General features: G+C 45.7%; 19 protein-coding genes. 5 read left to right on the forward strand and 14 right to left on the reverse strand.

From position 1 onward, the window contains the following. The 4 genes from NCCP2222_RS10140 to NCCP2222_RS10155 form a co-directional block, all read right to left on the reverse strand. A partial coding sequence (locus tag NCCP2222_RS10140; protein ID WP_248512019.1) for a hypothetical protein occupies positions 1 to 186 on the reverse strand: 186 nt, incomplete at its 3' end. A 398-nt stretch (positions 187 to 584) separates the two neighbouring features. Next, entirely contained in the window at positions 585 to 1,751 is a 1,167-nt protein-coding gene (locus NCCP2222_RS10145) for an MFS transporter (RefSeq protein WP_248512021.1), read from the reverse strand. A 317-nt stretch (positions 1,752 to 2,068) separates the two neighbouring features. Beyond that, entirely contained in the window at positions 2,069 to 2,236 is a 168-nt protein-coding gene (locus NCCP2222_RS10150) for a hypothetical protein (protein WP_248512023.1), read from the reverse strand. Positions 2,237 to 2,941: 705 nt separating this feature from the next. Further along, on the reverse strand, positions 2,942 to 4,129 hold the full coding sequence (locus NCCP2222_RS10155; protein ID WP_248512025.1) for a GTP-binding protein: 1,188 nt from the start codon (positions 4,127 to 4,129) through the stop codon (positions 2,942 to 2,944). A 165-nt stretch (positions 4,130 to 4,294) separates the two neighbouring features. Between NCCP2222_RS10155 and NCCP2222_RS10160 the strand changes: the two genes are divergently transcribed. Further along, on the forward strand, positions 4,295 to 5,767 hold the full coding sequence (locus tag NCCP2222_RS10160; protein WP_248512027.1) for a DASS family sodium-coupled anion symporter: 1,473 nt from the start codon (positions 4,295 to 4,297) through the stop codon (positions 5,765 to 5,767). A 49-nt stretch (positions 5,768 to 5,816) separates the two neighbouring features. Here the strand turns inward: NCCP2222_RS10160 and pcp are convergent, their stop codons facing one another. Next, the gene (gene pcp, locus NCCP2222_RS10165) at positions 5,817 to 6,425 is read right to left on the reverse strand and encodes a pyroglutamyl-peptidase I (protein WP_248512029.1); all 609 of its coding nucleotides are present in this window, start codon (positions 6,423 to 6,425) and stop codon (positions 5,817 to 5,819) included. Between the two features lie 173 nt (positions 6,426 to 6,598). Between pcp and NCCP2222_RS10170 the strand changes: the two genes are divergently transcribed. Both NCCP2222_RS10170 and NCCP2222_RS10175 read left to right on the forward strand, forming a co-directional pair. Beyond that, on the forward strand, positions 6,599 to 7,474 hold the full coding sequence (locus NCCP2222_RS10170; protein ID WP_248512032.1) for an SDR family oxidoreductase: 876 nt from the start codon (positions 6,599 to 6,601) through the stop codon (positions 7,472 to 7,474). Positions 7,475 to 7,483: 9 nt separating this feature from the next. Then, a complete protein-coding gene (locus tag NCCP2222_RS10175) occupies positions 7,484 to 7,723 on the forward strand; it encodes a hypothetical protein (RefSeq protein ID WP_248512034.1) in 240 nt (79 codons plus the stop codon). 149 nt (positions 7,724 to 7,872) lie between these two features. Here NCCP2222_RS10175 and NCCP2222_RS10180 read toward each other — a convergent pair whose 3' ends face one another. From NCCP2222_RS10180 to NCCP2222_RS10215, 9 genes are all read right to left on the reverse strand, one after another. Beyond that, the gene (locus tag NCCP2222_RS10180) at positions 7,873 to 10,077 is read right to left on the reverse strand and encodes a YhgE/Pip family protein (protein ID WP_248512036.1); all 2,205 of its coding nucleotides are present in this window, start codon (positions 10,075 to 10,077) and stop codon (positions 7,873 to 7,875) included. A gap of 67 nt (positions 10,078 to 10,144) precedes the next feature. After that, positions 10,145 to 10,714 (reverse strand): TetR/AcrR family transcriptional regulator, encoded by a 570-nt coding sequence (locus NCCP2222_RS10185; RefSeq protein WP_238079563.1) that lies wholly within the window; start codon positions 10,712 to 10,714, stop codon positions 10,145 to 10,147. 141 nt (positions 10,715 to 10,855) lie between these two features. Further along, the gene (abc-f, locus tag NCCP2222_RS10190) at positions 10,856 to 12,490 is read right to left on the reverse strand and encodes a ribosomal protection-like ABC-F family protein (protein WP_248512037.1); all 1,635 of its coding nucleotides are present in this window, start codon (positions 12,488 to 12,490) and stop codon (positions 10,856 to 10,858) included. 277 nt (positions 12,491 to 12,767) lie between these two features. Next, positions 12,768 to 12,890: an RAxF-45 family protein gene (locus NCCP2222_RS20880; protein WP_375709180.1), complete on the reverse strand. Its 123-nt coding sequence runs from the start codon at positions 12,888 to 12,890 to the stop codon at positions 12,768 to 12,770. A 75-nt stretch (positions 12,891 to 12,965) separates the two neighbouring features. Continuing rightward, a complete protein-coding gene (locus NCCP2222_RS10195; RefSeq protein ID WP_248512039.1) occupies positions 12,966 to 14,156 on the reverse strand; it encodes an acyl-CoA dehydrogenase family protein in 1,191 nt (396 codons plus the stop codon). Positions 14,157 to 14,210: 54 nt separating this feature from the next. Next, complete coding sequence (locus NCCP2222_RS10200; RefSeq protein ID WP_248512041.1) at positions 14,211 to 15,377, reverse strand: saccharopine dehydrogenase family protein; 1,167 nt, start codon at positions 15,375 to 15,377, stop codon at positions 14,211 to 14,213. A gap of 71 nt (positions 15,378 to 15,448) precedes the next feature. Further along, entirely contained in the window at positions 15,449 to 16,927 is a 1,479-nt protein-coding gene (locus NCCP2222_RS10205) for an aldehyde dehydrogenase family protein (RefSeq protein WP_248512044.1), read from the reverse strand. A 166-nt stretch (positions 16,928 to 17,093) separates the two neighbouring features. Further along, entirely contained in the window at positions 17,094 to 18,950 is a 1,857-nt protein-coding gene (locus NCCP2222_RS10210; RefSeq protein ID WP_248512050.1) for an SEC-C metal-binding domain-containing protein, read from the reverse strand. A gap of 88 nt (positions 18,951 to 19,038) precedes the next feature. Beyond that, on the reverse strand, positions 19,039 to 20,574 hold the full coding sequence (locus tag NCCP2222_RS10215) for a DHA2 family efflux MFS transporter permease subunit (protein ID WP_248512543.1): 1,536 nt from the start codon (positions 20,572 to 20,574) through the stop codon (positions 19,039 to 19,041). Positions 20,575 to 20,795: 221 nt separating this feature from the next. Here NCCP2222_RS10215 and NCCP2222_RS10220 point away from each other — a divergent pair, with 221 nt between their 5' ends. Together NCCP2222_RS10220 and NCCP2222_RS10225 are read left to right on the forward strand one after the other, a co-directional pair. Then, complete coding sequence (locus tag NCCP2222_RS10220) at positions 20,796 to 21,689, forward strand: TetR/AcrR family transcriptional regulator (RefSeq protein WP_248512052.1); 894 nt, start codon at positions 20,796 to 20,798, stop codon at positions 21,687 to 21,689. 69 nt (positions 21,690 to 21,758) lie between these two features. Continuing rightward, positions 21,759 to 22,550 (forward strand): TIGR00266 family protein, encoded by a 792-nt coding sequence (locus NCCP2222_RS10225; protein WP_248512054.1) that lies wholly within the window; start codon positions 21,759 to 21,761, stop codon positions 22,548 to 22,550. Positions 22,551 to 22,568: the final 18 nt, after the last annotated feature.

Genomic DNA, 22,568 nt, shown 5'->3' on the forward strand with positions numbered 1-22,568 from the left:
TACATATACAGCCTCTTTCTCAATGGCCTTCTTGCTCAGCGGAGCCGTAAATTGTACATTCCATCCATGCTCGACGAACGCACCTCCCGATGCAGCCATCCCCACCTTTTCAATCATGAAAGCGAAAATCATCACACCGATAGCCACCACACACGCAATACTTAACCACCTGAACGGTTTCCTCATGCCATCCAACCCTTTCTAACTTTTCTTATACCATTAGACTCCTTTTCTCCAGTTACGTTTCACTTTTCTGAATCAAACATTATATTTAGTCAAGTGTTTTTTAAAATTCACTTAGGTTCCCACTGTAATAATCCTTATTCATGCATATTCATAGTTAATCATTTCGCAAAACATCGATACAATCGTTGAAGGAGCTAGAATACTCAATAAAAAAAGCCGCCCTCTATAGGCAGCCGATTGTTCACTAAAGCACCCGAGACTTTAAGTACGATAGTTCACATACCACTATTAAGAATTATTATTTGTATAATGGATACCGCCAACATTTCGAAAAATGTTGTATCAACAAAAAAGTCCACCTCTATTCACATAGAAGTGGATTTGTATTTATATTGATTTTATATATTTGAAGACCGTTTTTTTTCATTCAAAAAGTCCTTATAGACTAAAACAGCAACAAAAATAAAACTTAGACTAACAACCCGGAAGATTATCTCTAAACTAATCCATTGAGCTAGAATCCCTAATACAAATGCGCTAACTCCAATACCAACGTCAAAACTGGAAAGAAAGGTCGCGTTGGCTGCGCCACTTTTTTCTTGACTTACCTTTTGAACCGTCCATGTTTGTAAACATGGCATAACAGTTCCATATCCTGCACCAAATAAAATCGCTGCAATAATAAGATATATATTATTTGTCGTATAAGAGAGCACTACAAATGACAAAAATCCTAGCAATGCTGATACAACGATGATAGACCAAGGTCCTTTTTTATCATACCATTTTCCTGTAAACGGACGTAATAAAGTTGAGATAGTCGCATTTATAAGGAAGAATAGAAAAATATGATCCAATCCCTTTTGTTTTCCAAAAAGGACTAAAAATGTGATAATCGCTCCAAAACCAATTGTTGTGATAACCGTCAATAATGCCGGGAACCATGCGTCTTTTTCAAAAATCGCTTTGAAAAATTGAAATTGTTGCTTCTCCTGTTTAACAAGAGCAGGCGAAGATACAAATTGAAGCGTAATTACTGCCAATAGACTGAGTGTTACTGATGACCAGATTAAAATATTGAAGGAAAAAGCGTCATATATAAGGATACCTATACTCGGCGCAATGATAGCTCCGACCGTTGTTGAAATAGAAAAATACCCTATACCTTCCCCTAACCGTGTCTTAGGAATTAAATCCACTACAATTGTACTATTCGCTGTGGTTGATACTCCCCACGCTGCGCCATGGAAAAGTCGTAACAATAGTAAAAGCCAAATAATATTTAGAAAAGGATACAGCAATGTAATAAATATTAAAGCTGCACTTGCAATAATGGCAAGGCTTTTCCGTTGATTATCAATTAAATAGTACCCTATAAAAGGTCTAATTAGAACAGCACCTAGTGTAAATAATGTTGTCATAAGACCAACCTGAATGGAAGATGCATTCATGCTTAACAAATAAGCAGGTAAAATAGGGATCAACATTTCAAACCCTATAAAAACTAATAAGTTACTTATAAATAAAAATAGAAATGATTTATTAAAGATTTTTTGGTTTTTCATATTATTATTCCTCGCTTCTAATTATTTTTCTAAATTAGAAGCGGTTGGAACACTGCAACGTTCCTATATTGCCTTATTTTTTTGAACAAAATGTCTCACCCTTTCTTAAACTTTTTAGTGGGATCACACGAATTATTACTACTGGGAGTATTGTATTTGGTGGTCCCTTACGTAAACCTCACTTTTTAATGAATTTATCCAACAAGATGCTGTATATACATATTCATCTCAATTCTTCACCTTTAAAATGCAAAAAGACGCCATATAATATCTGCGTCTAGTTTTTGCTTAGTATTTAATCAAAATGCAAAACCAATTCAAGGGTTTTCTACACCTTCTAAATTAAATAGACAAAAAGCTTCCGGTAGCTGGTCTCTATATGGAGTTTGGCTTAAAAAAGGACAGACTTGTCCCACTGAAATTAAATCTCCTAAATGTAAATATGACTTTACTTCTGTTGCAATTCTTCTGAAAACAGTTCCCATGGCTTTTTGCCTCCTTTCTTAATACAAGTAAATAGATTTAATTATTATAATATATGTTGATAAAAAAGCAAACCCATCTGAGGATCTTTTGTTGTTGGCAGTGCTATTCACCTTCATTTTTTACTAATCCTTCTTCAACCTGCTTCTTTAGATGAAGAAGAAAAAAGGGCCATCTAAGCAGCTCCGAACTTCAAGTGAAGAACCCGTTCGTATCATAAGATCAGCCAGATATTTCTGGTTGACCATGTTTTATATGGTTTTATTATTACTGTAACCGGGGTAGGACGTAAGCACCCGTGGGTGATAGAACCCGTCAACTAAATCGTCCGCCCCATACTTGCGGAAACATGATTGAGGCTCGTTGGAGCCTAGATCTCGTATAACAAGCGAAGCTTGGCCGATAACAGGATTCATCTACACCTTCTCCACGTATAGGCTGCCGGTAATCCCTAACCCTGTATTGCGTGCTCCGGCTTTTTTATTGTGTAGAACACGGGTGGATGTTAGTAAGCTGACTGAACGCCAGATAACTCGAGCGAACGCCAGAATATTAGATTGAACGCCAGATAACCGGAGCGAACGCCAGATTATCGAATTGACGCCAGAATACCGAATTGACGCCAAGATCTCGAGCTGAACGCCATTATAGCGGGTTGAATGAATATATCAATTTGAACGCCAGTAATTAGCTATGAACCTCAAACATCAACCCGCCGGTACAAATTTCGGAAGGTTATCCTCTAAAGCCGACCAGTCCATCGTCATCTCCTGCTCCGTCAGCAGACATTGGTCCAATTGCGCTTCAATTTCTTCCCGGCTCATGTCCAGGCCAATAAATACGAGCTCCGTCTGCCTGTCGCCGTGCTGATCATCCCAACGGTACAATAGCTCAGGGTCCTCCTCGAGAATTTGTTGCTGCTGGCGTTTTGGCAACGAGGCGATCCATTGTCCTGCGCCTTGGAATGTAATGGATGCGCCTGCTTGCGACAGCAAACCCGCCATGTCTGGGCGCGTGGCGAGCCAGAAAAAGCCTTTGGATCGGACGATTTCACTCGGCAAATGGGACAGCCACTCCTGCCATCTTGCCGGGTGGAAGGGACGTTTTCTTCGGTAAACAAAAGAGGTGATGCCATACTCCTCTGTTTCCGGCACATGTTCTTCATTCAATTCTTTAATCCATCCTGCTCCTTGACTGGATTTTTCAAAATCGAATAGATTCCGGTTCAGCAGTTGCGATGGCTTCACTTTTCCAAACTCCGTTAAAATGATTTCGGCATCCGGATTCATTTTCCGTAAAAACGCGGTAAACGGTTCACGATAGTTTTCTTCAACTAAATCTAATTTGTTAACGACCAGAATATTAGCAAACTCCAATTGATCAACCAGTAAATCAGAGACATCCCGTTGGTCATAAGGATCATCCGTATCCTTACGCTCCAGCAACGTCTCCCCGCTTTCGTAGTCTTTCCAAAAACGGAACGCATCGACGACCGTGACCATGCTATCCAATCGGCATACCTTAGATAAATCTACTCCAACGGCATCATCTATGTACGTGAACGTTTGGGCAACCGGAATCGGTTCTGAAATACCAGTCGATTCGATGACGATGTAATCGATATTTCCTGCTGCGGCCAACTTTTCTACTTCAATAATCAAATCTTCACGCAGCGTGCAGCAAATGCATCCGTTTGTCAGTTCCACGAGCTTCTCCTCCGTGCGTGAAAAACCGCTGTCCTGTATAAGCGTTGAATCAATGTTGATTTCACTCATATCATTCACAATGACTGCAATCCGCTTATCTTCCCGATTCGCTAATAGATGATTTAACAATGTCGTTTTGCCTGCTCCTAAATAGCCGCTTAGTACGGTAACTGGAATTTGTTGTTGCATGTTTTCGCCCCTTAAATAGTAATCATTACTATTTAAACATACAGGCTTGCAACCAAGTTGGCAAGTAAAACCTCTCCCTCTCTTAACTGTTTGCAAATCCAATTCCAGGGTACTCTATTCACATAACAAGCATTTAGAAGGGATTGATACTCGGTGGAAGCGCAGATGAAGGCTGAAAAACCGAAGCATAATTTAAAACCGATTTGGATTGCTCTCGCTTTTGCAGTCATGATTCTAATTGTTCTCTTGCCAACTCCCGACGATCTGCCTGTGATGGGCCAGCGGGCACTCGCCATCTTAGCTTTCGCAGTCATCCTCTGGGTGACAGAAGCCGTGACGTATCCCGTCAGCGCGGCTATGATTATTGGCCTCGTCGCCTTGTTGATTGGCTTTTCACCAGACATGGCAAACCCAGAGGTGAATATCGGAACGAAGAAAGCTCTTACGATGGCACTAGGAGGATTTTCGAATTCAGCAGTCGCCCTTGTTGCTGCCGCTCTCTTCCTCGCCTCCGCGATGCAGGCCACCAATTTGCATAAGCGGCTCGCTTTGTACATTTTATCTAAAGTCGGCGTGAAAACCGGCGCTATCGTATTTGGAGCAATTCTAGTATCCATTATCCTTGCTTTCTTCGTACCAAGTGCGACCGCCCGTGCGGGAGCAGTCGTTCCGATCCTGCTTGGAATGGTAGCAGCTTTTGGCCTGCCGACAAACAGCCGGCTTGCTGCATTGCTAGTCATTACCGCTGTTCAAGCCGTATCCGTATGGAATATCGGAATTAAAACCGCAGCCGCGCAAAATATGGTGGCACTCGGTTTTATTGAGAAGGAGTTCGGCGAATCAATTGCCTGGAGTACATGGTTTTTATACGCAGCTCCCTGGTCGATCCTCATGTCGTTCGTCCTTTATTTTGTCATGATCAAATTGATTAAACCGGAAACAAAAGTTGTAGAAGGCGGAAAAGAGTTGATTCAAGGACAGTTAAAGGAACTTGGGCCGATGAAACCGGCGGAGATTAGGCTCATTGTCGTTTCCCTTATTCTGCTCTTGCTATGGGCTACCGAAGAGAAGCTGCACCCGCTTGATACAACCACAGTGACTGTCATTGCCATCGCCGTGTTGCTGTCCCCTAAAATTGGCGTGTTTGATTGGAAGACGGTAGAACGCCTTATTCCATGGGGCACAATAATTGTGTTTGCGGTCGGAATTGCACTCGGGACGATCCTGCTCGATACGAACGGGGCCCAATGGCTTTCGGATAAAGTATTCGGCGCAATGGGGCTGGATACAATGCCGCTTCTCGCAACCATCGCATTGCTGTCGCTGTTTAACATTTTGATTCACCTCGGTTTCGCGAGTGCGACAAGCTTATCCTCTGCGCTTATTCCGATTTTCATTGCACTGACCTCGACTATCGCAATTAATGCAAACGACATCGGCTTCGTGCTCATCCAACAGTTCGTCATCAGTTTCGGCTTCCTGTTGCCGGTAAGCGCACCGCAAAACATGCTCGCATATGGAACAGGTGCATTCTCGGTAGGCGACTTCCTGAAATCCGGGATTCCGCTTACCATCATCGGCTATTTGCTTATCTTGCTGTTCAGCGCGACGTATTGGAAATGGGTCGGCCTTTTGTAAAATAAAAAATGCGCGGAAGAGGAAGCTTCCCTCTCTCGCGCCTTTTTTATTACGATTCACTTAACTCTTCGATGCAAACCTGAATGGCTCGCTTCAAATCCTCATGCGACCAGCTCGGCACCCGTCCATGTTCGACTGCCAGTTCATGAGAGGCTGGGATGTGAATAAAACCTGCGAGCATATCTGGCAGTTCGGTATTTGCCAAATGGAGCGCCCGGTACATGACGTTGTTGCATAAATAGGCACCCGCCGTATTAGAGATTTCTGCCGGAAAACCTGCTTCCTTTAATGCATTGACCATCTTGCGGATCGGCATATTTGTGAAATATCCGTCGGCTCCGTCTTCCACGATAGGTTCATCGACAGGAGCATAGCCGCTATTATCCTTCGGTCCATCACTGACATTAATGGCGATGCGCTCAGGAGTAATTTTATAACGTCCGCCGGATAGTCCCAGCGAAAGAACGGCATCCGGTTTGATTTCTTGAATATGTTTTACGATAAGGTCCCCAGACTGGCTGAAATCGACCGGCAAAATTTCACTGTGAATCTTATACTCTCCGATTCTCATGCCATCCAGCTCGTCCGCAATTTTTTGTGTCGGGTTCACCGGGTATTTCAAAAACGGCTCGAATCCAGTCACTAATAATGTCTTCAATATCTCATCCCCTTTTAGCATTTATTATAGCGTAAAAGGCAGTTTTTCTTTTAATCCACGTTTTCATTGGAGTGATACTCTCTAGATCTCTACTGCCTTTCGAACGTTTAATGGCCGCCACACAGGGAATCATTGATATAGAAATATGTATCAAAGGAGAGGAGAATGCCCTTATGGACAAATATGAAAAAATTGATGAACAGGTCGTTCCGCAAACACAGAGCCAACAACCGGGCGTGGAGGCCGAGATGGAGCCTGCTCCAATTTATGATGATGAAAACTACAAAGGTTCCGGCAAGCTGAAAGGGAAAAATGCGTTGATTACAGGGGGCGACAGCGGAATCGGACGCGCTGTGGCCGTCGCATTTGCCAAAGAAGGGGCGAATGTCGCCATCGCCTACTTGGACGAAGCAGAAGACGTCGATGCGAATAAAACAATTGAACTCATTGAGAAGTATGGCGGCAAAGCACAAAAATACCGAATCGACATTAGTGAAGAGGAGAATTGCGAACGCCTTGTCGAGGATGTCATTTCAGAATTCGGCAGCTTGAATGTCCTAGTGAATAACGCAGGGAAACAATTCCCGCAAGATCACATTGCCAGCATTTCCGGCGATCAATTGCGCGAAACTTTCGAGACGAATTTCTTCGGCCTCTTTTTCATGTCCAAAGCCGCGTTAGCCCACATGAAAGAAGGCGATTGCATCGTCAACACTTCTTCCGTAACGGCATACAATGGATCCCCTGGATTACTGGATTACTCAGCTACCAAAGGGGCAATTACAACTTTTACCCGCTCTCTCGCATTGAACTTGGCGGAAAAAGGAATTCGCGTCAATGCCGTAGCTCCCGGTCCAATCTGGACGCCACTCATCCCGGCGACCTTCGACGCAAAAAAAGTGGAACAACACGGTGCCGATACACCGGTAAAACGCCGTGGCCAGCCTTCTGAAAATGCGCCCGCCTATGTATTCCTGGCTTCCAACGACTCCAGCTACATGACCGGCCAGACGATCCATGTCGACGGAGGAGATTTTGTAGGTTCTTAAATTTAATTTGTGAAGATCGACGACCGCCGTGAGCGGTCGTTTTTTGATGGGGATGGGGTTGGATTTTGGCGCGCAGGTCGTTTTTTTGGCGGGTATGCAGGTGGATTTGGCGTGGATGGTGCAGGATTTGGCACGGGGACTGTTGAATTTGGCGCGGGGACAGTTGGATTTGGCACTGATGCAATCGGATTTGGCGCGAACGGGACCGGATTTGGCGCGGCTGAGTTTTTTGGCATTAGCCATGTCTGATTGCCATTCATCCCGTTATATTGGCGTTCAAACGGTGCTATTGGCGTTCAACCGAGTTCACCCCAGTCACCCCAAATCCCCCGTTCCCACACATCCCCTTACATAAAAAAAACGATCCAGGACAGGTACTGTCCGTGGATCGTTTTTCATCAAGCTTCCGCTGTGACTTCTTTGGAATACCGTTTGTTGAATACGAGTGCAAAGTAGCCGAATGTGACAAGGAGACAAGCGGCGGTAAAGCCGAGCAATACGCCGTTGCTTGCCCAAAGATGAGCCATGTCACCAGTTGATATTGCTGCTTTGAATGCCTGGACGGAGTACGTCATTGGCAATAGGGTGTTGAACACTTGAAGCGGTTCTGGAATTAATTCCAACGGGAATGTTCCAGCGCTTGTAGTCAATTGCAAGATCAAGACGAGAATCGCAATGAATCGTCCTGCGTCGCTGAAAATGGAGACGAGCATTTGGACGATGGCGATAAAGGTGTAGCTCGTAATGATTGCCGTTAACACGAACAATCCGAAGTTTTCCGTTTCCAAGCCAAGCCCCCATTTGATGACGGCTACGGCTACCAAGGCTTGAACTAAACCGACTACAGCCAAGACGGATACTTTACTTGCCAGCCATCTGAATGCCCCTGTCGGACGGATCGCAGGTTCGACTAGCGGGAAGACGATGGAAACGAGCAAAGCTCCGACGAACAGACCGAGTGATAGGAAGTATGGTGCAAATCCTGTTCCGTAGTTCGGTACGTGGTTGATGCCTTCCTTATCGACATCAACCGGTGCCGCTGCCATGTCATAGGTCTTATCATTTGCATGAACTTCGCTTGCAGTTTCGTTTGCTTCGGCAAGTTTGTCTTTCAACGTAAGCGTGCCGTCTTTCAATTCATGCACACCGTCCGTCAATTTGGAAGAACCGTCGGCAAGCTCTTTTGATTTTGATGCCAGCGTGCCAGTTCCTTCCTTTAACGTGCCGGAACCTGTGGAAAGTTCGTTCAAGCCTGAAGCTAAACTGCCTGCTCCAGCTTTCGCTGCATTAGCTCCTTGTGAGAGCTGGGCAAGACCTGACGATAAGGCGGCATTGCCGTCTGCCAGCGCATTCGCTCCTCCTGCCAACTGAGGCGAGGATTCGCTCAATTTATTCAAACCGGCGAGCGCTTGCGCATGGCCGTCACGTAATTGGCCTGCTGCACCATTCAATTGTGTTGTTCCTTCATGTAGCGCTGAAGTGCCGGATGACAATTCCTTCATTCCGCCTGCCACTTCTGCACTGCCCTGTTGCAATTGGCTGAGGGCCGCTTTTAAACCGGACTGTTGTTCTTCCGGAAGCGAGGCCAAGATTGGTGCCAATTGGTCGGAAAGATTGGAAATGCCGGCATTGACGTTTTGTGCGCCATCTGCGAGTTTAGAAGCAGCGCCTTGCAAGGCACCTGATTTTTCATTCAACGTACCGACTGCGCTTCCAAATTCAGCTTCTTTCTGCCCGATTTGGGCGTAGCTGCTTTTTAATTGATCAACAGCGGCGGTGTAATTCGCGATGCCCTTTTGCAAATCCGCAGCACCCGCCGTCGCTTTTTGGGCTCCTTGATGGAGTTCCGCAGCGCCAGATGCTAGTGTTCCGATCCCTTTGTTAAGGTCATTCGCACCTTTTGCAGCCTTGTCGGCACCTTTCGCCAGGCTGTCCGTACCTTCTTTCAATGTAACTGTGCTGGATGCCAATGTTTCCAGGTAGCCCTTCAGGTCATCGGCTCCGTTTGCTAATTCATTCGTGCCATCATATAATTTGCCGGCGCCATCTGCCGCATCCCCGAAACCATCGCCCATTTTGGTGATGGAATCAAAAAGTTGCTCTGCGTAAGTAGCCGTGACGTTTTTATTCACTTCCGCCCGGATTCTTTCCATTGCGGTTTCCCCGATTTGTGCGGACAGGAAGTTGTACCCTTCATTTGGTTTGTATACGATCGTTAATTTCTCGGGATTTTCGTCGAGCAAGGACGTCGCATGAGCGGAGAAGTTTTCCGGTATTTCAATTGCAATATAATAATCTTGGTTTTTCAGTCCTTTTTCCGCCTGCTCTTTGCTTACTTTTTGAAAATCAAAGTCTTTGTTTTCCACTAACTTATCGACCAATTCATTACCGAGAGCTAATTGCTCCCCTTCCAATTCGGCCCCTTCGTCCATGTTCACAACCGCGACTGGCAATGAATTCAATTGGGCATATGGATCCCAGAAAGCCCATAAGAACATGCCCGCATACAGGACGGGGATGAAGAGGATCGCCAACATCGGGACGAGCAGTTTCCTCGAGCGGAAGATTTGTTTCCATTCCGCAAATGTCATCGTTTTTTTCATTTTTTCTCCTCCTTAAAACCATTTGACCATAAACCTCATTTGGTCATTTTAAATCAAAAAAGAAGTCTCAGCGCAGGAGACTCTTGAAAATCGTGTCGCTCAGCAGCGTAGTGATTTGTTCTTCCGTCAATTCCGTGTCATGCGTTTTCTCCCAATCAACAATAAGTGCCAAGTACGATTTGAAAAGAAGATATGCTATTAATTCGGAGTTGCACGGCTTTAACTCACCTCTGCTGACCGCCCGCTCAATTTTCAGCTTCACATAAGAAACAATTTCCCTTTCAATTCCAGCCAGCACTTCTGTAACAGCAGGCGTTCGAAGTTCTTTTTCCTCGTCGATCAGTTTGGCGTACAGCTGGTGCGTTTTTCGGAATTTGAGCAATTGCATAAGTCGGGCATGGACATTCTGTTCGAATGAACCTCCCTCTACCGCAACTGAATCCGACGCGGCTCGCATTTCCTCGATCATTTTTAGTACAATGGCATTGAACAATTCTTCTTTATTCGTAAAGAATGTATAAATCGTTCCTTTTCCGACATTGGCGATTTTTGCTACTTGATCCATTGTCGTTGCTTTGTATCCGAACAAGGAAAACGATTTAGCAGCTGCCTCCAGAATTTCCTGTCTTCGATCCACTTCTTCACCTCCTGCAACTGACTAAAATACCATTTCGGTCATCCAGTCATTATCATACGCCCTGTCGCAATCAATTTCAAGTATTTCATGAAACTTTTTAATGCACAACAAAAGGCCTCCCAATCGGAAGGCCTTTCCTACTCAATGATTCAGCTCATACAGCTCCGCCCATTTTCTTCGCGCCCAGTCGAACGGACCTTCAAATAGGGTCAGCTCTCCAGCTTCTAGCCAGGCTGTCCTGTCGAAGATTTTATTCAGGAAGTAACGATCATGCGATACCGCTAAAATGGTGCCCGGAAACTCTTCTAGTGCTTCCTCCAACACTTCTCGGGATTCGATATCAAGATGATTGGTCGGTTCATCGAGCATAAGAAGATTAATATCCTGATGCATGAGCTGTGCCAGCCGGAGCCTCATTCTTTCCCCACCACTCATATCGGATAAACGTTTAAAGACATCTGGCCCGTAAAACATGAACTTCGCAAGTATATGTCTTGCTTCCCCTTCCGCCACACTGACCTCTTCCCTGAAAACATCGATCAATCTTGCTTTCGGATTTGCCGCTTCGACATGTTGGGATAAGAAACCTATTTTCACGTTGCTGCCTACTTTACAAATCCCTTCATCCACCGCCAGCTGGCCAATCAGCAATTTTAATATTGTCGATTTGCCGCTGCCGTTTTGCCCGACGATTGCCGCTCGGTCTTTCCAATAAATTCGGAGATTCGCCTCGGACAAGATCTGTTTAGGACCAAATGATTTACTGGCGTCTTCCATGACTACGACTTCTTTCCCGCTTCGCTCTGTCGGTTCAAACGACAACGCCATCTTTTTCGGGTCGACCAGTGGCTTTTTGATTTTGGCCATCCGTTCTAGTGCCCGTTCCATATTTCTTGCTTGCCGGTGCAATCCGGCATTCGGCGGGTTTGCTTCGTTTGCCCATTGTTTCAACCGCTTGATCGCTTCTTTCATTTTCTTAATTTTCTTTTGCTGTTCTTCGTATTCTTGGAATTGGCGCAGCAGCAGCTCCTCCTTCTGCTGGACGAACGAACTGTAGTCGCCATGGTAAAGTTGCAGCTCTCCGTCTTCCAAATCAGCTATCTTATTGACTGTTGCATCCAAGAAAGCCCGATCATGCGACACGATGACAACTGTTCCGTCATATTCGGACAAATAGCGCTCCAGCCATTCCACTGCGAATAAATCCAAATGATTCGTCGGTTCATCGAGCAGCAATAAATCCGGCTGGCTTAACAACAGTTTGCCCAGCATCATTTTCGTCTGCTCCCCGCCGCTCATCACCGCAAAATCTTGATGAATGAAACTTCGCAACTGAAGTCCATTGATCACTTTTTCGATTTCCGATTCCATCGCATAGCCATTCCGGCTCAGAAATTCTTCTTGCAGCTGGCCATATTGCAAAAGGAGCCGCTCCAGATCCGCGCCTTCGCATGACATTTTCGCCTCGAGCGCTTTCAAGCTTTCTTCAATTTCTAACAGTTCGCCAAATGCACTTCTCAGTACTTCGTATCCAGTCATCGGCTCTTCGAGTAAAGGAATTTGAGACAAGTAGCCGACTTTCGTTCCTTTTTTAAAGTGGATTGCGCCTGAATCGACAGCTTCCACTCCGGCAATCAATTTAAATAATGTCGTTTTGCCGCTTCCATTTCGACCGACAATTCCTAACCGATCACCTGTTTTAATATCCAAAGACAAATCTTCAAAAATGATAGTGCCACCTAACATCTTGCTAACCTTCTGTATTGTACAAATCATAGTTTCCGCTTCCTCTCATCCTGTTTTCACAGCAGAAAGCGCACAAAAAAAGACTGCGTTCGGGCAGTAGCAGACTGGTCGACAAGCACTTCCATCGTTCGTGCTCCGGTTTGATCGCCATTCATTCACCCTAACGCTACAGGCAGAGCCAAATAAGGCTTGCGCATGCAAACGGGGAAGAATTCAAACAGCAAAGAACCGTTTAGTCTTCAATCTATTACTACCTTATGCAATCTTTCCTAATTCGTAAGGAATGATGTGCCGAACCGCTGTGTGATTACTGAAATTGTCTAAAAATGGGCATACGTATCCCGTTGAGCGCAATTTCATGAGTAATCGCACATGAAGTGGCTAAATATTCCAATAGTACTTCACGCGCATTCACAGTGTCCAACATCATTCCTCACCTCCGATCAATAAATAGTAAAAATATTTTATCATTAATCAACTAAACAAGCAATAGACCATAGCTTATTTATTCAAACGGCCATTCCGGTAGCATATGGCTGAGCCGCTTATCTTCCCGGTAGCCTAATACATACTCGGCCTGCATGATCGTATGGATTTCGCGAGTGCCCTCGTAGATAACTGGCGCTTTCGAGTTTCGTAAGAAGCGGGCCACTGGGTATTCATCAGAATATCCGTAAGCACCATGAATTTGGAACGCATCATCAGCAGCTTTGTTCGCAAAATCGCATGCTTGCCACTTTGCTAGTGACGTTTCGCGTGTATTGCGGACGCCTTTGTTTTTCAATTCGCCTGCACGGTAGACAAGAAGACGGCTCATTTGATAGCCCGCTTCCATATTGGCAATCATCCGCTGAACTAGCTGATGTTTGCCGATTGCTTTGCCGAACGTTTCGCGTTCGTGGCAATACTTCACGCTTTCTTCGAGACATGCCATGATCAGGCCGACAGCACCAGCCGCGACCGTGAATCGGCCGTTATCCAATGCGGCCATGGCAATCTTGAAGCCTTCCCCTTCCTTGCCGAGAAGGTTTTCTGCAGGGACACGCATATCCTCGAAGAACAGTTCACCTGTATTTCCCGCACGGATCCCGTATTTCCCTTTAATCGCTTTGGAAGAGAACCCAGGGAAAGTCCGCTCGACGATGAACGCACTGATGCCATTATGTTTCTGGGATTTATCCGTATAAGCGAATACGAGAAAATGATCTGCGACGTCGCAAAGAGAGATCCACGTCTTTTGTCCATTTAGGACATAATGATCGCCATCGCGGACGGCCGTTGTCGACATTGCCGCGACGTCAGAGCCTGCACCTGGTTCTGTCAGACCAAACGCTCCGATTTTATCTCCTTCGGCTTGCGGTACGAGATATTTCTGCTTCTGTTCCTCTGTCGCCCATTGCATCAACGTCATGGAATTGAGTCCGATGTGTACAGAAACAGCCGTCCGGAATGCTGTGTCGCCCCGCTCCAACTCTTCGCAAAGGATGGCTAGCGAATTGTAATCCATGCCGCTTCCGCCATATTTCTCAGGTATGCAAACGCCCATGAATCCCAGGTCGGCGAGTTTCTTCCAAATGGCAGGGTCAAAGCCGCCTTCCGCATCCCATTTTTGGATATGCGGTATGATTTCCTCATCAACAAACTGACGGGCTGTTTTGCGCAACATCTTTTGTTCTTCTGTAAACTCGAAATTCATGTCACGATCCCCTTTCTTTCATTCGAAAAGGAAGGCTCCCACCTCCCCTGAAACTTACACGTGTGCTTCTGTTTTTCCTACAGATTCTTCAATATCGACACCGCGTTTTTTCATTTCTTCAATATATAGTTCGCCTGGGACGATGCTCTCCGGCGGATGTACTCCGCGCTTAGTGATCGTTCCATTCCCGATCATCTGCGCAACAACCGATATGGTGTTGGCAGTCGCTCGAGCCATCGCTGTTTCATTCACTGTCATATCTTTTTCTGTAACGAGATTGTATTCATAAGTTGCCGTTTCACCGTTTTTCTCGCCGCTGACAATGACCCGCAGCAAGACTGCATCCACCTTGTCGCCTAATTTAAGCTGCGGTGACAGCTGTTCCCTCATGACGTCCCGAACTTTCACTGTTGAGCCGCCTACTTCGACTTCGCTGTTCTTTGAGAGCAAGCCAAGATCAACGAGCAACTGGAATTTTTCCGCATGTCCTTTATACCGGATTGTTTTATATTCCAAGGTCTGCACATCTGAGAACGTCTTCGTCAATGTCGATGTTCCACCGGATGTATGGAATGCTTCCAGCTCCCCATAATCCTTGAAATGGATGGACTCCACTTCGGATAGGGACGGAATTTCGAGCAATTGACCGTCGCGGATGACATGAGACGGATCGGTATAATGATCGAACACCCCTTCGAGCGAGAAGACGATATTATAATTGAGCGGCGGCTCCGGCTTCACCGGAATCCCTCCGACATATAATTTAATGCTCTCGACCTTGTCGAGCTTACTTGCCCCGTAGCCGCTCAGGATGTTAATCATTCCCGGAGCTACCCCTAGATCCGGAATAATCGTTACCCCTTTCGCTTCGGCATCTTGCGCCAGTCCAAGAACAGCATCGGTCGCCCCGCCGATATGGCCGCCGAGGTCGATGGAATGAACGCCAATTTCAACAGCCGTCCGGGCCACTTTTTCATTGAAGGAATAAAATAATGCATTGATGACGACATCCCCAAGTCCCATCACTTCCTTCAATTGCTCATTGTTTGTCGCATCGAGTGATAAAATATCCAACTTATCAGACGAAAGCTTTGCCGCAAACTCTTCCGCCTGCTGCACATTCAAGTCCGCCAAGTACACCTTTTGAACATCATCACTTTTTACAAGATCGCGCACTGCCTCTTTTCCCATTAATCCAGCTCCGAGTACTACTACTTTCATCATACAACCCCTACTTCCCTTTAAGATTTCCGTGTCCTAAGGTGCTCATTAAATCGATGATGAACGGAACATTACTCCGTATCAATTTGGGCGCGCTGCAGTTTGCCGCTGAAGTCCACGTAAATGCTCTTCCACTCCGTGAACACATCCAATGCCGCAACGCCCGAATCACGGTGTCCATTTCCTGTGCCCTTCGTCCCCCCGAATGGCAAATGGATTTCCGCGCCTGTCGTTCCGGCATTGACGTACACGATGCCGGTATCCAGATCTCGCTGCGCCTTGAAGATCGTATTCACATCTTTAGAAAAGATAGAACTGGACAAGCCGTACAGGACACTGTTGTTCACTTCAATTGCTTCATCGAGGCTGCCGACTTCAATCAAGGAAACGACCGGCCCGAAGATTTCCTCCTGTGCCAGGCGGCTGTCCCACTTGACGTCAGTGAATAATGTCGGTTCAAAGTAATGGCCGTTCGCCATTTCCCCTTCATTCAATATATTGCCGCCCGCGATAAGCTTAGCCCCTTCTTCTTTTCCGATTTCGACGTACTTTTGAATCTTTTCGATCGCTTTGCCGTTGATGACAGGACCCACCTTGACGGACTCGTCCAAACCATTCCCAATGGATAAGGTTTTCATCGCCTCTTGAAGCTTCTGCTCCAGCTCTTCCTTTACATCTTTATGCACGATGACCCGGCTGCATGCCGTACAACGCTGACCCGCTGTACCAAATGCACTCCAAAGGATCCCTTCCACAGCTAAATCCAAATCGGCATCATCCATGACGATGACCGCATTTTTTCCACCCATTTCAAGGGATACTTTCTTCAGATGGCGCCCTCCTGTTTCAGCAACATGGCGGCCTGTTTCTGTGGAGCCGGTAAAGGAGATGACGCGGACATCCGGATGTTCGATCATCGCCGTACCGACTTCCGAACCAGAGCCAAAGACGATATTGGCAACGCCAGCAGGCAAACCGACTTCCTCGAAAATAAGCGCCATTTCATAGGCCATCATTGGCGTTTCTGTGGCTGGCTTCCAAATGAAAGTATTCCCCGCGACCATCGCAGGAAACGACTTCCACGTAGCGATGGCTACCGGGAAATTCCACGGTGTGATCAGCCCGACAACACCGATTGGTGCCCGAACGCTCATTGCAAATTTATCCATCAATTCGGAAGGAACTGTTTCACCGAATAACCGTCGGCCTTCACCCGCCATATAGTAGGCCATATCGATGCCTTCCTGCACTTCCCCGCGTGCTTCCTCGATAACTTTCCCCATTTCCTTAGTCAGCACTTGTGCAAGATGTTCCTTCTTTTCTTTCATGATATTGCCGATTGCATATAAGTAATCCGCCCGTTTCGGAGCCGGCACGAGCGCCCATTTCTTCTGGGCCTCCTTCGCCGCCTGAACGGCCAGAGCGACATCTTCCTTTGTGGACAGGCGCACTTGCGCCAGTTCTTCTCCAGTCGCCGGGTTCGTGACCGCTGTATATTCCGCTCCCCCACCGTCTTGCCATGAACCTCCGATGTAATTGTTCAATTGCATTACAACATTCCCCTTTCCCTCTCGAACTTTTTGGAACCGCTTTCAATTACTCTATTTCGACACGAAGTAGCGAAATCCTTCTTTATTTCTGAAATAAACATTAAAATCAGATGATTATTTTTATTCAAACCAAAAAACCGGGAAGCGCTTGGCTCCCCGGCTTATTTCATAGTAAACTCCAAATATACATTGCCTCATCAAAACTTCCAGGCTCGATCGCAAGATGATCCGGGTAGGGAAATTTAGGCATGTCATTTTCAATTATATGGTTGACGTATGGATTCTCCAACTTCGCTTTTTCAAAAAGGGATTCCACTTTACTATTCCACCCTTCATTCCGGCTGAGTTCCAGCTTCCAATTCAAAAAAGAAAGCGTAGGATCTGGTAATTCGGATTCATACATTTGAATGAGTTCGTCCGCCCTCTTCCAATTTCCATCTCTCAGACGCGCAGAAATGGCCAAATAGTGAGCGCCTTGCTGATCATTCGGATTTATTTCAACCAGCTTTTCAAAGCAAGCAGCCGCCTCGCCAAAGCGATCTTCTTCATATTGGAGTACACCAAGCATAAAGAGCGCACGCATATACGGTCGGTTCGTCACTAATGCCCACGAAATTTCAACTGGTTCAAATGTTTTTTCACCGAGCTGCACAGCCTTTTTAATAAGGCTTTCTGCATCTTTCACATCCGTGGAAAGTTCCGCTAAGAACAAATGCACGTCCACAGACTCAGGATCCAGTTTCGCAGCTTCTCGAATCAATACCTCCCCTTTCTCAACATCAGGGAATGCAGCGTACGCTTCATAGCAAAGCATCTGGGCCCGGTCGGCATCCGATTTAGGAATATATGACCGGTTTCCCTCCTCCATAAAATACTGATTCAATGCCTCCATTGATTCAAATTCGTGATCCACCGATTTACGGTACATTTCCCAGTTCATTCGTTCGGTAGCATATGGGTGGAGCCCAATCTGATAATTGATTTGCGGCTGCTCCTTAGTCACCATCTCATCTTCGGCCTTGTTGAGGATCTCGTACATCGGATCGATATGCTTTGTCATGGAAGATACGGATATTCCAAACAATGCTGCGATGTCTTTTTGTGTGAAATGCTTTGCCCCCAGCAAGCCTTGGTCATAAAGCACTTTGAATGCAGCAGCGGCCACTCCCTCATGTTTTCTGACGACTGGATTGCATTCCTTGTAATATGCCATGAGCAATGCTGGTCCGAATTCCAGCACCACTTCGCCACCGCCGTGGGCTTTCAGCTGTTCTTCCAGCAAAACAAAGGCCTGTAGCTGGTCCGGTTCAACTAATTCCTCTAGCGTCATTTCCACTACACCATTAATCATTTTGTAAATATCAGCGAAATGCGTACGGTAGAACTCACGGCTGTTCAACAAGCCGCTTTCCTCCGCCATCTTACTTAGCTTTGACTCTATCAAATTATTTGGAGATAGAAATTGGTTTAAACTATCAATGATGCGAATGCCGTTTTCCGAAAGTTCTTTGTCCCGCAAAGCTATGCTGAATAAATAATATCCTTCTTTCGGCGGCACCTCCATATATGCCATCTGATCAAACTCATACATGCTGTCTTCAAGCAACTGTTCGCATATAATTCGCCCAGCCTTGACACTCGTCACTTTAGCAAGCAGAACGATCGGCTGCCGCCAGCTTTCCAGTATTTTTCTCGTCACAGGGCGAAGCGGTGTATTCAGCCATTTCATCAAATGCCGATTCCAAAGATCTTCCCGTTCAATGAACATATAGGCATCTAACATGGTATTTTCCGAATCCTCTTTATCATCTATCTGGCCGATTTTGCGTTTCCACTCACGGCCATATTGATCTAACTTGTTAAAATCCACGTTATTCTGAAGTCCGCTCTCAAAATAACTTCTAAGTACCCGTTCCGTTTCTTCTTGCACGAGCTGTTCGTTTGTGACTGATTCTTTCTTCGCACAGCATTTTTTATATTTCTTACCACTGCCGCAAGGGCATGGTTCGTTACGTCCAATCACACTACCACTTCCTTCTTCTGGATGCTCTATTACTCATTCTACAAAATGAATTGATTTCCCTTCCTACAAAAAAAACCGCGCAGGAAGGTTACTCCTGCACGGGTTGGGTTTTAGAATCAAATTTTTCTTTTTCAGCCGGTGATTTTGCTGCATTGAATGTAGGTGGTTTCACCCGCTTAATGAAAAGTGTCAAAATCAGTCCCACAACCGCAATTAGTGTGGAAATGAAGAAGGAGTGGTTAATTCCATCAAGCATCGCCTGCAAGCCGATTTCCTTTTGCATTTGAAGTGCTGCCACTTTGTCAGTCGGCATTTGGCCGCTTGCCATGGCTTGTTGGGCCAGCTCTTCTCCTGATTTCTCCATGCGCTTCGTCATGATAGTAAGCAAGAGGGCTGAACCAATCGCACCTGATACTTGCTGGATCGTATTATTGATGGCTGTACCGTGAGGATTTGATTTCATCGGCAACTGGTTCAAGCCATTTGTCATGATAGGCATCATCACCATCGACATTCCGAACATCCGAATGGTATAAAGGCCCATCAAATAGTAGTATCCAGAATCCAACTGGAGACGGCTCAAGTAGAATGTGCTGGCAATTGTAATGACAAGTCCCGTTATGGCAATGAATTTCGGGCCATACTTATCAAAGATCCGCCCGGTAATCGGCGCCATGCCACCCATGACGATAGCACCCGGCAACATCAGGAGTCCTGCTTCAAACGGCGAGATGCCCCGAACATTTTGCACATACAGCGGTGTCAAAATCATACCAGAGAACATCGCAACAGACATGATCATCGAAATAACCGATGCGAGTGCGAACATGGAATGCTTGTAAATCTTAAAATCAAGCAACGGCTCCTTCATGCGAAGCTGGCGGAATATGAAGATGAGGAGCGATACTGTGCCGATCGCGATCGTTCCATAAACGATTGGCGAACCCCAGCCTTTATCTCCTGCCGAGCTGAAACCATAAAGCAATCCGCCGAAGCCGATGCTGGAGAAGATAAGTGAAACAACATCAAGGCGCACTTCACGGTTCGGTGTAATGTTTTTGAGTTTGAAAATCGCAAGCAGGATGGAGAGAATCCCAAACGGCAAGACAATTTCAAACAGTGTGCGCCACGAGTAATGTTCTACAATCCATCCTGATAATGTCGGTCCAATTGCCGGCGCTGTAAACATAACAAGGCTGAAAAGCCCCATTGCAGAACCCCTTTTTTCAATTGGAAAGGCAACGAGCATAACGTTCATAAGTAGCGGCATCATCAATGCTGAGCCTGACGCCTGGATCATTCGCGATAATACGAGCAGTCCGAATGTCTGGGCAATGATCGCAAGTCCCGTACCAAGCGAGAACAAAAGCATCGCCGTGATGAACAGCTTTCTATTTGTAAACTTCTGAACGAAGAAGGCACTTGCCGGAATCATGATTCCGTTCACGAGCATGAAGCCCGTTGTCAGCCACTGTACTGCAGATGGCTTGACCTGAAACTCATTCATGATGGATGGCAGTGCAATATTTAATAATGTATTGTTCAAAATGGCAACGAAGGCACCGAAGAACAGAATGGCAATCATTCCATACGGCGGCTTTTCATGCATTTTTTTAATATCCATTTCCAAGTTTTATTCCCCCATATCTATTTAACATGATTGTACCTTGCGTACAACATTTCTACATTTTATACCGCCAGTCCAAAATAATCAATTATAGAAATCGCTTTCATCCAAAAAAACTTTTAATAATTGATATTACAAGCTTTTCACACTAGAATATAGTTAGACTCACAGTACAAAATTACAGATTCCTACCTTATGGAACATGGGGGACTATATAAATGAACGAACGCAAACTTCATGTACTTCTAACCGCACAACGCCTATTTGTCGAAAAAGGCTTTAATACGACTTCCGTTCAGGACATCATCGAGGAAGCCCATATTTCAAAAGGCACATTCTATAATTATTTCACTTCCAAAAATGAATGCTTGATGGCGATTTTGGAATTTGCCCACGAAGAGTCCACCATCCGCAGACGGGAACTGCTTATTGGCCAGCGGAAAGATGACAAGATGATTTTAGCTGAACAAGTTTTGATTCGGATGCATATTAACCGGGAACGGAATTTATTGCCGATTTTTGAAGCCGTGTTTTATTCAGGAGATAAGGAACTGAGACAGTTCGTCATTTCCTATCATTTAGAAGAATTGAATTGGATTTCTTCTCGTTTGATTGATGTATATGGCGAACTGGCCCGTCCCTATACGATGGAATGCGCCATTATGGTTTTAGGGATGATCAAGCAGCTGATCCACTTTTGGAATGCTTATTCAAAAGAGTCGCTGGACATCAATAAACTCGTCCATTTTGCGATTAGACGTGTGGATGCTATTATCTTTGACATGATGGAGCACAACGATACGTTGCTTGGTTCTGATGTGCAAGCTGCTGTCAGTTCCGCTGTTAAAACCCCTGGTGATATAAAAGAACAACTCCATGAAAAATTGCAATGCTTCCGGAAAACGCTAGCAAAAGAGAAGCATTTGGAGGGTCTGGAGTACGTGGATTATTTATTGAGTGAACTCGAGCAGCCCAACAAGAAGCAACATATTATGGAAGCCGTCTCCCGTTCTTTCCGGGAGTTGTTCAGCAAGGAAGGACCGCACACGCTGCATGCAAATGAAATTGCTAATTTACTATGGCAATATATAGATTTGGAAGCAATAAAATAATTAATCAAATGAAACCTTTCCCGTTTCCCAGCGTAGATTGACTACCAAATATGAACTGGGAGGTTCACTATGAACAATCACGAAATCGACTACAAGCTTTACGGGGATGACATGCAATTTGTAGAGGTCGAATTAGATCCTCATGAAACGGTCGTTGCAGAAGCAGGTTCCCTTATGATGATGCAGGAAGGCATTGAAATGGAGACCATCTTTGGCGATGGATCCGGTTCAGGCGGCGGTTTGATGGGGAAATTAATGGGAGCCGGAAAGCGGCTGATTACAGGTGAAAGCTTATTCATGACAACCTTCACGAATACGGGGTCTGGCAAAAAGCATGTTTCCTTCGCCGCCCCTTATCCGGGTAAAATCATTCCTGTTGATTTAAGCCAATATAACGGAAAAATTATCTGTCAAAAAGATGCTTTCCTTGCCGCGGCTAAAGGCGTGTCAGTCGGCGTTGAGTTCCAGCGAAGGCTGGGTGCCGGCTTCTTCGGCGGAGAAGGTTTTATTATGCAAAAGCTTGAAGGGGACGGAATGGCCTTTATCCATGCCGGAGGAACGATTGTTGAAAAGACGCTCGCTCCGGGAGAAATGCTGCGTGTCGATACAGGCTGCCTGGTTGCTATGACACGGGACGTCGACTATAACATCGAAATGGTGAAAGGTGTGAAAACGGCTTTATTCGGAGGGGAAGGATTGTTCTTCGCTACACTGCGCGGTCCCGGAAAAGTCTGGATTCAATCGTTGCCATTCTCCCGTCTTGCCAGCCGCGTCTTCGCTGCAGCACCTGGGACACCAGGCGGTTCTAAGGATGAAGGCAGTATCGCAGGCGGTTTGTTCAATATGTTGGGCGGTAAGTAAAAGAGAGACATCCGGTAC

The sequence above is a fragment of the Sporosarcina sp. NCCP-2222 genome, assembly GCF_023168145.1.
Taxonomy (GTDB): domain Bacteria; phylum Bacillota; class Bacilli; order Bacillales_A; family Planococcaceae; genus Sporosarcina.